Origin of the sequence: Mucilaginibacter sp. (assembly GCF_028288185.1) — a bacterium.
In the GTDB taxonomy this organism is placed as follows: domain Bacteria; phylum Bacteroidota; class Bacteroidia; order Sphingobacteriales; family Sphingobacteriaceae; genus Mucilaginibacter.
Map to the genome: position 1 here is coordinate 1 of NZ_JAQBOF010000002.1, position 12,537 is coordinate 12,537.

Annotated in this window: 13 protein-coding genes and 1 tRNA gene; 9 read left to right on the plus strand and 5 right to left on the minus strand. The window is 41.4% G+C overall.

Annotated elements, in window-relative coordinates:
- Positions 1-202: rubredoxin (locus JWQ34_RS00180; protein WP_299352154.1), on the plus strand; the 202-nt coding region annotated here is incomplete at its 5' end.
- Positions 203-562: 360 nt separating this feature from the next.
- Here JWQ34_RS00180 and JWQ34_RS00185 read toward each other — a convergent pair.
- Positions 563-634: transfer RNA gene (locus JWQ34_RS00185), tRNA-Glu, on the minus strand.
- A 267-nt stretch (positions 635-901) separates the two neighbouring features.
- Between JWQ34_RS00185 and JWQ34_RS00190 the strand changes: the two genes are divergently transcribed.
- The 5 genes from JWQ34_RS00190 to JWQ34_RS00210 are packed head-to-tail and all read left to right on the plus strand — an operon-like array spanning position 902 to position 7,025.
- Positions 902-2,293 (plus strand): mercuric reductase, encoded by a 1,392-nt coding sequence (locus JWQ34_RS00190; protein WP_299352157.1) that lies wholly within the window; start codon positions 902-904, stop codon positions 2,291-2,293.
- Positions 2,294-2,299: 6 nt separating this feature from the next.
- Positions 2,300-3,295 carry an ABC transporter ATP-binding protein gene (locus JWQ34_RS00195; RefSeq protein WP_299352160.1) on the plus strand — a complete coding sequence of 332 codons (996 nt, stop codon included), beginning with the start codon at positions 2,300-2,302 and terminating at the stop codon, positions 3,293-3,295.
- Positions 3,288-4,859: an ABC transporter permease/substrate-binding protein gene (locus tag JWQ34_RS00200; protein ID WP_299352163.1), complete on the plus strand. Its 1,572-nt coding sequence runs from the start codon at positions 3,288-3,290 to the stop codon at positions 4,857-4,859. Before JWQ34_RS00195 ends, JWQ34_RS00200 begins: the two co-directional genes overlap by 8 nt.
- Before the next feature lie 6 nt (positions 4,860-4,865).
- Positions 4,866-6,014, plus strand: coding sequence for an ergothioneine biosynthesis protein EgtB (gene egtB / locus JWQ34_RS00205; RefSeq protein WP_299352166.1), 1,149 nt, complete (start codon positions 4,866-4,868; stop codon positions 6,012-6,014).
- A gap of 21 nt (positions 6,015-6,035) precedes the next feature.
- Positions 6,036-7,025, plus strand: coding sequence for an L-histidine N(alpha)-methyltransferase (locus JWQ34_RS00210; protein ID WP_299352169.1), 990 nt, complete (start codon positions 6,036-6,038; stop codon positions 7,023-7,025).
- A gap of 4 nt (positions 7,026-7,029) precedes the next feature.
- Here JWQ34_RS00210 and JWQ34_RS00215 read toward each other — a convergent pair whose 3' ends face one another.
- Positions 7,030-7,179: a hypothetical protein gene (locus JWQ34_RS00215; protein ID WP_299352172.1), complete on the minus strand. Its 150-nt coding sequence runs from the start codon at positions 7,177-7,179 to the stop codon at positions 7,030-7,032.
- Positions 7,180-7,260: 81 nt separating this feature from the next.
- Positions 7,261-7,641: a glycine cleavage system protein GcvH gene (gene gcvH / locus JWQ34_RS00220; protein ID WP_299352175.1), complete on the minus strand. Its 381-nt coding sequence runs from the start codon at positions 7,639-7,641 to the stop codon at positions 7,261-7,263.
- Between the two features lie 134 nt (positions 7,642-7,775).
- Between gcvH and JWQ34_RS00225 the strand changes: the two genes are divergently transcribed.
- The 3 genes from JWQ34_RS00225 (at position 7,776) to JWQ34_RS00235 (ending at position 9,966) form a co-directional block, all read left to right on the plus strand.
- Positions 7,776-8,348: a DUF4142 domain-containing protein gene (locus tag JWQ34_RS00225; protein WP_299352178.1), complete on the plus strand. Its 573-nt coding sequence runs from the start codon at positions 7,776-7,778 to the stop codon at positions 8,346-8,348.
- Between the two features lie 90 nt (positions 8,349-8,438).
- Positions 8,439-9,455: a Gfo/Idh/MocA family oxidoreductase gene (locus JWQ34_RS00230; protein WP_299352181.1), complete on the plus strand. Its 1,017-nt coding sequence runs from the start codon at positions 8,439-8,441 to the stop codon at positions 9,453-9,455.
- Positions 9,456-9,468: 13 nt separating this feature from the next.
- Positions 9,469-9,966 (plus strand): thioredoxin fold domain-containing protein, encoded by a 498-nt coding sequence (locus tag JWQ34_RS00235; protein ID WP_299352184.1) that lies wholly within the window; start codon positions 9,469-9,471, stop codon positions 9,964-9,966.
- Positions 9,967-10,462: 496 nt separating this feature from the next.
- Here the strand turns inward: JWQ34_RS00235 and JWQ34_RS00240 are convergent, their stop codons facing one another.
- Complete coding sequence (locus JWQ34_RS00240) at positions 10,463-11,434, minus strand: transglutaminase family protein (protein WP_299352187.1); 972 nt, start codon at positions 11,432-11,434, stop codon at positions 10,463-10,465.
- 147 nt (positions 11,435-11,581) lie between these two features.
- Positions 11,582-12,517, minus strand: a complete 936-nt coding sequence (locus JWQ34_RS00245; protein WP_299352190.1) for an alpha-E domain-containing protein — start codon at positions 12,515-12,517, stop codon at positions 11,582-11,584.
- Between the last annotated feature and the right edge of the window lie 20 nt (positions 12,518-12,537).

Consider the following 12,537-nt stretch of genomic DNA (forward strand, 5'->3'; position numbering starts at 1 on the left):
TATGACTGATGTAACAAATTCGCAGAATGAAAAAAAAGGTATTTATCAATGTAATAGCTGCTTAACAAGATATGATAAACTTTATGGCGACCAGACAAATAACATTGAGAAAGATATTGATTTTGAAACCCTGACCGATTACAAATGCCCGGTATGCGAAGCTCCTAAAAGTGAATATAGTTTGATTGAAGTAAAGAAATAAATGAACGCACCATCCTTATTCAACTGTTAGGCAACCAACAGCGCGAGCAAGGTAAAAAGGCAAGGCCGGGCAGCTGAAAGCGAACAACTCCCGTTCGCTTGTGTATCCTTTACTTTTTATCCCGGCGGATGATCTAACATCAGGGTTAACTCTAATCAAATCTCGAACCTTTTTTATGAAAATCACATGAGTTATTGATAATCAGTTAAAAATGATTTATGCAATCAAAAACCCCAATAATTTCTTAGTAAATTTATTTTTTCAGAGGGAAATCAATTATATATATTAATTGATTGACTAATAGCAAGTTGTGATAAAAACAAAAGAGAGCTAGATACTTTATATCTAGCTCTCTAAAAGTAGCCCGTAGGGGAATCGAACCCCTGTTTCTAGAATGAAAATCTAACGTCCTAACCCCTAGACGAACGGGCCATTTAAGTTCTGGTTGTTAAGTCTTTAGTTAGGAGTCAAATGTCTGTTTTTGACTCTTGACTTTTTGGCTTTTGACTTAAACCATTCCCTTATTTTGGGATTGCAAAGATATACGTTTAATGATAAATTAAAAATATTCTTTTAAAAAAATATTTTTGTGCCTTTTAAATGGCAAAGTCAATGCCATCCGTTCAAACAAAAACCTCCTTTTTACATTGTAAATCTATCAAAGTATAAACATATCTTTATTAAATAAATCTGCTATTCATGAAGCCCAAACAATATGATGTAATAGTAATAGGCGCCGGACAAGCAGGTTTACCTTTGTCAAAAAAATTAGCCAAAGCGGGCAAAAAAGTAGCTCTTATAGAGAAGCGATGGGTTGGCGGCACCTGCGTAAATGATGGCTGCACACCAACTAAAACCTGGATAGCATCGGCTAAAACCGCTTACATCGCAGCCAATAGCGGCCCACTGGGTGTTAAAATCAAAAGTTATAAAGTAGACATGGCGCTTATAAAAAAGCGCAAAGATGATATTGTGCTGCACGCCCGCAACGGCGGCACAAAAAACGCCCAAGAAACCCCAAACCTCGATCTGGTATTTGGTGAAGCTGCTTTTACTGATACCAAAATCATATCCGTAAAGCTAAAAGATGGCGGCACCAAACTTTTTAAAGCCGATTTGATATTTTTAAATGTCGGTACCAAAACTTTTATCCCTGATATTGAGGGATTAGCTGATATTGACTACTTAACCTCTACTTCTATTTTAGAACTGGATAAAGTGCCCGATAACTTATTGATACTGGGCGGCAACTATATAGGCCTGGAGTTTGGGCAGATGTTCCGCAGGTTTGGTAGCAAGGTTACTATACTAGAGAAATCGGCAATGCTGGTATCGCGCGAAGATGAGGATATATCAACCGAGGTGCGTAAGATATTAGAGTTAGAAAATATCGATGTGCAAACCGGTTCACAGGCTGTCAAATTCAAACAAAGCAAAAAAGATAAGATCATAGCTACCATAAAAAACGCGGGACACGAAAAGAAGGCGAAATTTAGCCACGTGTTGGTAGCCGTTGGTCGCATACCCAATACCGATACATTAGGCCTTGATAAAACCGGTGTTAAGTTGGATGAGAAAGGCTACATTAAAGTAAATAACAAGCTCGAAACTAATGTAAAAGGCATTTATGCTTTAGGCGATGTAAAAGGCGGACCGGCGTTTACCCATATAGCTTATAATGATTATACCATTGTGTATCGCAATATTATAGAAAAGGCGAACCTCAATACAAAAGATCGCCCCATACCCTACTGCATGTTTACCGACCCGCAGCTGGGCCGCGTTGGTATAAGCGAGAAGGAAGCAAAAGATCAGAACCTTGACGTTATAATTGCTAAACTACCCATGGCCCGCGTGGCCCGCGCGGTGGAAACCGGCGACACCCGTGGATTTATGAAAGCTGTTGTGGACAGAAAAACTAAAAAGATATTAGGCGCGGCAATTTTGGGTCAGGAAGGCGGCGAGATTATGTCGGTACTGCAAATGGCGATGGAGGGTGGTATTACTTACGACAGGATACGTTATTGCGTATTTGCGCATCCGCTGTACTCCGAATCATTAAATAACCTGTTCATGAATATTGACGAGTAATTGCCTATGATAAAGGTTGACCATTTAAGCAAATCATTTGGGCCGAAGGACTCCTTTGGAGGAAAAGTAAAAGCTGTTGACCATATCTCGTTCGAGGTAGCGGAGGGGGAGAACCTTATACTTTTAGGTACCAGCGGCTGCGGCAAAACCACTACGCTTAAAATGATTAACCGGCTCATTGAGCCTACCAGCGGCAAGGTTTTTATTAATGGGAATAACATCATGGCCCAACCGCCAGAAATCCTTCGTCGTGGCATTGGTTATGTTTTACAAAACAATGGATTGTTCCCACATTATACCGTTGCCGAGAATATTGCCATCGTCCCGCAATTGTTGAAGTGGGATGTAAAGAAAACCGAACGTCGCGTTAGCGAATTATTAGAGAAACTACACCTGGATAAAAGCTATCTAAAAGTTTATCCTAACGAGTTAAGCGGCGGCCAGCAGCAGCGCGTAGGGCTGGCAAGAGCATTAGTTGCCGACCCACCGGTTTTATTAATGGACGAACCTTTTGGCGCGCTGGATAACGTTACCCGCTCAAAAATCCACGCCGAGTTTAAGGCCCTTAATGAGCTAAAACGCAAAACTATCATCATGGTAACCCATGATGTGCAGGAAGCTTTTGACCTGGGTGACCGCATCTGCCTGATGGATAAAGGCAAGATCATTCAAAACGGAACACCAACCGAGCTATTATTTAAACCGGTTAATGCGTTTGTAATAGACTTTTTAAAAGAGCAGCGTTTGCAATTAGAGTTTAAGGCATTGCGTTTAAATGATATCTGGAAATATTTGCCGCCGCCCTCTAAAGGGGGAACTTTTGAAGCACATGATGGATTAATAAGTGATGCAAGTTTTTGGTCGGCTATTGAGCGCTTTAAGTTTATTAAAACCGAGCATTTACACATCAAACATCAGCAAAAAGACGAATACCGCTCGGCGGGGTTTGAAGAATTGATGTCGGCATTTTATCAATACAAAAAACAGCAGCCGCATGAATGAGCAACAACAAACTTTGTGGCAATTCATGGCCCAGCAAAGCGATAAGCTGCTCACCCAAACGCTGCAACATATCGGGCTGACGTTTATTTCGCTGATCATTGCTGTGATAATCGGCTTGCCATTGGGTATCCTTATCGCCAGGAAAAGAAAATTATCGGGCTCGGTTTTGGGCGTAGCGGGGATATTGCAAACTATACCCAGCATTGCCTTGCTGGGTTTTATGATCCCGCTTTTAGGCATTGGCGCTAAGCCTGCTATTGTGGCTTTGTTGTTATATGCGTTACTTCCTATCATCCGCAATACTTATACAGGCATTACCGGCGTTGATGGCGCGGTTAAAGAAGCCGCTGTTGCCATGGGAATGAGCAAGTGGCAAATATTATTTAAGGTTGAGTTGCCTTTGGCTATGCCGGTGATATTGGCTGGTATCCGTACCGCTACGGTCATTAATGTGGGTGTGGCAACACTGGCGTCATATATTGCCGCGGGTGGCTTAGGTGAGTTTATATTCGGCGGTATCTCCCTCAACAATACCAATATGATATTGGCTGGCGCTATCCCGGCGGCTTTGCTGGCTATTTTATTTGATTTTCTTTTATCAACGCTCCAGCACTTAAACCTAAAGAAATTAAAAACTGCCGCTGCCATACTACCAATGCTACTTATCATATTCGCTTGTTTTTACTTCATCCCATCAGCCTATGGTGGTAAACTTACAGCCGGATTCACACCCGAATTTATGGGACGGCAGGATGGTAACCTGGGCCTGCAAAGCAAGTATGGCTTAAAAATTCACACAATAGTGATCAGCGATGCGGTGATGTATAAGGCTTGTTTTGAAAAAGAACTGGACGTGATAAGCGGCTACTCTACTGATGGCCGATTAAAAGCTTATGGGTTGGTGGTTTTGGATGATGATAAAAAGATTTTTCCACCCTATTATGCCGCGCCAATTGTGAGGGATGACGCGTTGAAAAAATTCCCTGACCTGGAGCCAACATTAAATATGCTATCGGGCAAAATAAATGATAGCGTGATGACAGATTTAAATTACCGCACTGACTATCTTCACCAAAGCCCGGAGCGTGTGGCTAAAGACTTTTTGATGGCTCATAATTTATACCGGCCCGAGCGTGGCGGCAGTGCAGGTATAGTACGTATAGGCTCAAAAATATTTGGCGAGCAATACATTTTAGCCAGCATGTACACCATGCTGATTAAAGGTTATACCGATTATGATGTAGCCACAAAAACGGGGTTAGGTGGCACCAAAATTTGTTTTGATGCACTAATTAATAACCAGATAGACCTTTACCCCGAGTACACGGGTACGGGTTTATTAGCCATATTACAACCGTTGCAAAAAGAAATTGACGCGGTGGCAGGTGATAAAGAAAAAACTTACACCTATGTTAAAAACGAATTTGAAAAACGATATAAAATAAAGTGGCTGCAACCCATAGGGTTTAATAATGCCTATGCTTTAATGATGCGTAAAAAACAAGCCGGCGATTTAGGTGTTAAAACTATATCAAACCTTAAACAATATTTAGAGCGTAAATAACTCCAAATGGACTTACTAGACTGTTACTTAAAAACCCGGAAACATACCGAAGATATCTGCAGCCATTTGCAGACCGAGGACTATGTGGTGCAGCCCGTTGCGGATGTTAGTCCGCCTAAGTGGCATATTGGCCATACCACCTGGTTTTTCGAGACCTTTATTTTAAAGCCCTACTTTATAGGCTACCAGGAATATAACCCTGATTACAATTACGTATTTAACAGCTATTACGAAACCGTAGGCAACCGTGTTATCCGCACTGACCGGGGTAATTTAAGCCGACCTACCGTCATAGAAATTTATAGCTACCGCAAATATGTAGATGATGCCATGGCTAATTTTTTATGTGCCGAGCCATCTGCTGATGTAAAAGGGCTGTTAATCCTCGGCTTAAATCATGAAGAACAGCACCAGGAACTTTTACTGACGGATATTAAATACATTTTAGGGCATAATCCATTATTTCCGGCTTATAATAAAAGTTATGTATCACCAAAGACCGAGGTGAGCGATGCCGGGTTTATTAAGATGAACGAAGGCGTTTATGAGATTGGTTTTAAGGGCGATGGGTTCAGCTTTGACAATGAGTTAAACCGTCATAAGGTTTATTTAAATAGCTTCCGGATCAGTCCCAATTTGGTAACCAATGCAGAGTATTTAGAGTTTATTAATGCCGATGGTTACCATGATTTCCGTCACTGGCATGCCGAGGGTTGGGATTGGGTAAAAACCAATAAAGTTGAAGCACCGCTTTACTGGCATTTAATTGATGGCGAATGGCATATTTATACTTTCCATGGGTTAGAGCCACTTAAATTACATGAGCCGGTTTGCCATATTAGCTATTTCGAGGCTTATGCTTATGCCTCATGGCAAGGGTTAAGATTGCCTACAGAATTCGAATGGGAAGCCGCCGCGCCGCAATTTGCCTGGGGCAAAAGCTGGGAGTGGACAGAAAGTTCCTACCTGCCCTATCCGGGTTTTACTAAAGCGGCAGGCGCGATAGGCGAATATAACGGCAAGTTTATGGTTAATCAGAAAGTGTTAAGGGGGGCTTCGGAAGCAACATCGCCGGGGCATAGCCGTATTACTTACCGTAATTTTTTTCAAACACATTTACGTTGGCAATTTACTGGCATAAGGCTTGCTAAATAATTGCGCAAAACCATTTACACCATGAACCAAACCGCTGCACACACCGAAATGATGGATGCGTCAAACAATAAAGCGAGTACGTTTTATGCTGATGTTATAGCAGGATTACAGTCAACCCCTAAGCACCTCAATTCTAAATATTTTTATGATGCTGTGGGTGATAAAATATTCCAGGAGTTGATGGATTGTCCTGAATATTATCCAACCAATTGCGAACTGGAGATATTTTCGACCAAAACAGCGGCACTTGGGCAATCAATAATTGGCGATGGCGATGCTTTTGACCTGATAGAATTGGGCGCAGGTGATGCCACCAAATCAACCCACCTGTTAAAGTATTTGCAGGACCAGCAGGTTGATTTTACTTACGTGCCTATTGATATATCGAACAACGTTATTAATTACCTAACTGTAAAATTGCCGCTAACTATCCCGGGGCTAAAAATGAACGGGCTAAACGGCGAGTATTTTGATATGTTGAAGAAAGCGTCTTCGCTATCAAACAGGCGCAAAGTGGTGTTGTTTATGGGGTCGAACATTGGTAATATGCCGGTAAATGAAGCAACTGAGTTTTGCAAGGCTTTAAGGGAGCATTTAACTGCCGGCGATATGGCTCTGATAGGCTTCGATTTAAAAAAATCACCTAAAGTTATATTGGCTGCTTATAATGATTCGGAGGGGATAACCAAAAGATTTAACTTGAATTTGCTATTACGCATAAACCGCGAGCTGAATGCCAATTTCGATGTAACCCAGTTTGACCATTATGCCACATACGACCCTGAAACCGGCGCCTGCAAAAGCTATTTAATAAGCGTAAAGGACCAATTGATAAACATTGGTAAAGAAACCATCCGCTTTGTTAAGGACGAGTATATTTATATGGAGATATCGCAAAAATTCACCATCATGCAAACCGACCAGATGGCCACAAACACCGGCTTTAGGCCCCTTGACCGTTTCTTTGATATTAAAAAATGGTTTGTTGATACGGTTTGGATGGCGGAGTAATTAATTATCGCGCCGCGTAAACCACGGGTGCTTGCTTCGTTGTTGTTTTTACCTTACCAAAATGCGGGCATCCGCAATCTTTTTTAAATATGCTGCAAGCCGAGAAGCTTAGCAAGCCTATCAATCCAATTAAAAAGAGTTTATTTTTTTTCATACTTAATTGCTCCAATAGCTACTAATATACTAAATATTCCCATACCTAATGCCGCCAAAAATCAGCATTGCACATTATAAATTATGCGCCAACAAGGCCCTTGTAATCATCCGCAGATAATAGGGTAGCTACATCAGCAGGGTTTGATACGGTTATTTTTACCATCCAGCCTTCGCCGTATGGGTCAGAGTTTACTAGTTCAGGCTGGCTATCTAAAGCTTTGTTAACTTCTGTTACGGTACCTGTAACAGGCATAAACAGGTCTGATACGGTTTTAACAGCCTCGACAGTGCCAAAAACGCCTTCCTTACTAACTTCTTTCCCTACCGAATTTATATCTACATATACAATATCGCCTAGTTCGCCTTGAGCAAATTCAGTAATACCAATGGTAGCTACGTTACCATCTAATTTAACCCATTCGTGGTCTTTTGTGTATTTTAGTTCAGCAGGAAAGTTCATATGATCATTTAATTTTATCCAAAAATAACAAAAGTTTATTCAACCTGATAAATTAACCTTATTAAACCGTAATTTTATAATCACCAAAAAACCTGTTTGAACAAAATTATTGATTGCTAACCCAATAACCCCTTATGAAAAAGGTAACGCTATTGTTTATTACCCTGGTTTCTGCTTGTTTATTGCAGGCTTGTCATGGTAATAAAAATGTCGATGCGGATGATGATACCACGAGAGAAGTTATTGATACCACTAAACACATCTCTATTATTGTAGGTAAAGACGATGCTAGATTTTTAACCACTATTGCACAAGGTTGCCTGGCCGAAATTAAAATAGGCACACTTGCTAAACAAAAAGGGCTTGATAAGCGCGTTAAAAATTTAGGGGCTATGATGATCAAGGACCTTACCAAAGGCAAGGGGCGGTTAATAGCACTTGCCAAAGCAAAAAAAATAACCTTGCCCGATACCCTGGATACCGATGACCAAAAATCAATAGCCGAGCTAGCCAAAAAAGCAGGCAAAGAGTTTGACATTGCTTACCTGGATAAAATAAAAGTAGATTATAAAAAAGCATTGGACCTGTTTCAAAATACAGCCAAACATGGCTTTGACCCCGAGATAAAAGGTTTTGCCGCAAAAAACATAATGACCATACAAAGGCATTTAGATTTGATTGATGCGGTACATGGGAGTATAAAGTAGACCCTCACCCCGGCCGTCTCTAAAGGTGAGGTTTTATTTGCATAAGCCTGATTAAAACAATAATTTGGCTGTGTAATACAACTATCTAACATGTCAGCACCTATAGTAACCGGTTTATTGGCTTACGGAATGTCCGGAAGGGTTTTCCATGCGCCTTTTTTAAGCACCAATCCGCAGTTTAAGTTAAAAGCGGTAGTTGAGCGTAGTCAGAAGAAGATGGCCACGCATTACCCGGATATTGTGAGCTATAACTCGGTTGAGGAGATATTGGCCGATAGCGAGATAGAGCTCATTATAGTTAACACACCCAACTTTACTCATTTTGATTTTGCCAAACAGGCTCTAAATGCCGGTAAACATGTACTGATAGAAAAACCGGCAGCGGGCAATGTCGCCGAGATCAAAGAATTGTTTGACGTAGCCCGTGCAAATGGTCGCCAGGTTTTTGGCTATCAGAATCGCCGTTGGGATAGTGATTTCTTATCGGTAAAAGAAGTTATTGAAAGCGGCCGATTGGGCCGGTTAACCGAGGTAAATTTCCGTTATGATCGCTACAAACCTGCACTTAACCCCAAACCTTTTAAAGAAACTAAGGACACACCTATAAACGGAATAGTTTATGAGCTAGGTCCGCATTTAATAGACCAGGCCATCCATTTATTTGGTAAGCCTTTAGCTTTTGATAAGTTCATAACTATTCAGCGCGACTTATCGGAAGTGCCTGATTACTTAAATTACCGTTTAATATATCCTGCCGGATTAGTGGTATATTTAACATCGGGCTTATTAATTGCCGACCCGCTACCTGCTTTTGTAGTGCATGGTACCATAGGCAGTTACAGTAAATATCGCTGCGATATGCAGGAAGCCCAATTAGATAAAGGCATTTTGCCAACTGATGATATTTACGGCGTTGAGCCGGCAGGCATGGAAGGCAAATTGGTTACTGTTGGACCCGATGGCGAGAAGAGTATTGAGTTTATGCCATCTATTAAAGGCGATTATGCTAATTTATTTTACGCGGTTTATCATGTCGTACGCAATAACGCGTTATATCCAATAACAGAAGAACACATGGCCTGGCAGATGGAACTGCTGGAAGCTTAATATATACTTACAAATGAAAAAACTTATTCTACTTTTTAGCCTGATAATAGCTGCCGGATATTGCCGTGCCCAAAACAATGATTCGGTTGGTGCCGCTATGCCACCCTACCGCATTTTAACAACCGACAGCACCTGGATAACCCCTGCAAATTTAAAGCACCGCAAAACGTTGCTTATCTATTTTTCGCCCGATTGCCCGCATTGCCAGCATTTAACTATGGAGATGCGCGAACGCATGAAAAAACTGGGTGATACCCAGATCATGATGATAACCTGGTCTAACAATTATGATATCCGTGCCATCAAAAACTTTGTGCGCGATTACGATTTGAAGAAATATCCTAATATCACCATAGGTACAGAAGGTTATAGCTACCTGGTGCAGAAATACTTTAAAATACAAACAACACCTTATGTTGCTGTTTATAATAGCGATAAAAAACTGGTAAAGGGTTATTCAAAAGCACCGGAGATCAATGATTTGATTGCAGCGGTTAAGAAGACGAAGTAAAAGTAGCGTTGTAGCGCTCTTGGCCGCTAAGGCCCATTACTTTTTCCTTAGATGAAAAAGTAACAAAAAATCAAGTCAACAGATAGGCTTCTTTGCGCTCGCGGCCTTTGCCCGGCAAAGTAAGTAAAACCACGGGCTGCAATATTTTTACCCTGCTTCGCTCGCGCAAAGGCCTCGCTTCAGTAAAAAGTTGCTATGCCCTTTCCAACGCACATGCCAACTTGTTTTACTTAATTTCATCCGAAGCTTTTCTGCTGACACTTTATTCAATAGAACTACATTCCTCATATTAATGAAAAATTAAAAGAGCGAAGGCCTGTCAGCACACGCGGCAGCGATTGGGCTGACTTGATTTTTTGGTTACTTTTGTATCAAGACAAAAGTAACTGGCCTTAGCGGCCAAGAGCGTCACCAAGCGACAGGTTGCGTGTTGAAAGGTGTTACGAAGCAAAATATGCAATTATACCATGAACAGTATAGTGATACAGTTGGTGCATTATTGTTGCTGCTGTTGTTGTTGCTGAATCATCTCCATGTGGCGCTGGTAGCTGTTTTTAATGGTATAGTTTGCTACCGGTATAGCTGCCTGCGTTTTTTCATCGGCCAGCTCATAATTTACTAAACCATCATCGTCAACTGTTACTGCAACCTCCAAACTATGGCCCGATGATCCTTTGTAAACACCCTTTACCGGCGAGCAGTCCATAAAATTACGGCCTACTGCCAGGCGCACATGGTTCTCATTAGCTATAATGTTGTTGGTAGGATCAAGGCCTAGCCAGCCATAATCTGGTATATAGGCTTCAGCCCAGGCGTGGGTCGCGCCTTCGCCGCGCATACCGTTTTTATCAGTGCAGATATAGCCGCTTACATACCTCGCCGGTATTTTTACCATACGCAGCATTTCGGTTAAAATATGGGCAAAATCCTGGCAAACGCCGGCCTTTAGTTTCCATATCTCATCCAAGGTGGTTTCAACGGTGGTTACGCCTTTTATATAGTTAAAATTCTTGTACACATACTCGCAAAAGCGCAGTGCTACCTGGTAAGGAATATCATTATTCCCTTTTAATTCTTCAACCAGTTTTTTTAGTTCTTCAAAGCCTTCAAAATACTCCTGCCTTAAAAAATCAATAAAGGGAACGATGTATTGTAACGGCTTTAGGTCCTCCCATTGCTGTGCCGGGAAAATATCATTTACCGGGTAAGGGCGATGCTTGGTACTCACCAATATTTTTGAGTTAATGATCAATACCGAGTGTGGCTCGCTGTAAGTAAAGCTGCCAACCTCGTTACCATAATAATCTACATGCCTGTCAACAATAGGGTTGCCGCTTACGGTGACCTCCTGCTTCAAAACATCCTGAAACTCATCTTTTATGGGGAACAGAATGATCTGGTTGGCACTATCACGGGCCGGGCTGTCATAAATATATCTGGTTATATGTTGTATTTCAAATTCAGGCATATGGGTAATAATTATTTAATGTGATGATGGCGATTACTCACCCCGACATCGCTTCGCTTGTCGACCCTCTCTTCGCTACGCGGAAAGAGGATTGTTTATTTGAATCAGGCAATCCTAATCTTTAATCTTCAATTAACCAATCTTTTTTCACGAATTCGCAAAATAATGTTCATTCAAGGCATCGGCAATACCGTAAAGTTCGCCACGTATTTGGGTAAGGAAAGCATGTAACCCTTCCTGTCTTATTGTTTTTACCGAGCTGTATTTTATACGGCTTTGCAAACGGCCAATTTTAAAGATCATATCCCTAAAATCTTCCAAGTTACTATCGTTTTGCAGGCGCTCAAAATAACGTTGTATATTATTTACCGAGTAGATAACCGAGCGTGGGAAATCATTATTCAGCACCACCTGCTCTAATACGTTCTCGGCTTCAAAACCCTCGCGATAGGTTTTTAAATACAGTTCATATCCGCCCAGCGAAAGCAATAAGTGTTTCCAGTAGGTAGTATCGGTAAGTAAGTCGGGATTATCACTGATAGAACCAAATTTGGTGTCCAAAATATCAACAGATTGTATAGCACGTTCAAGGTATTTACCAATATTCATAAAGCTACGGCCCTCGCCACGCTCCATGGTGATTTCCACAGTACCATAGTAAAGCATTACTTGTTTTATCAAAACATCCAGTACGCTTATCGGGTCCTCGCGCTGTAAGGCGCGCTCCAGCTTACTATCTTTTACGGTATGGTAATATTCGTTTAAACATTGCCAAAGATCCTTGGTGATATGCTCCTGCACACTACGCGCATTTTCGCGGGCAAGGGTAATTATATTCAACACAGAGTTTGAATTACTTTTACCCATCACCATGTATTTTAATACGGCGCGGCTATCATTGCCCAGGGTGGCTCCTTCATCATCATCAAGCCCCGCAAATATGCGTATCACCGGCTCCCAGGTAAACTCCTGTATGGCATCCTGCGATGAAGCATAGTTTATTTTAAGCATACGCAGCATACCATCGCTACGCTCAATGTACCGACTTTGCCAATATAAACTTGCTGCTACTCTACTTAACATTCTTTGTTGATTTCGGATAT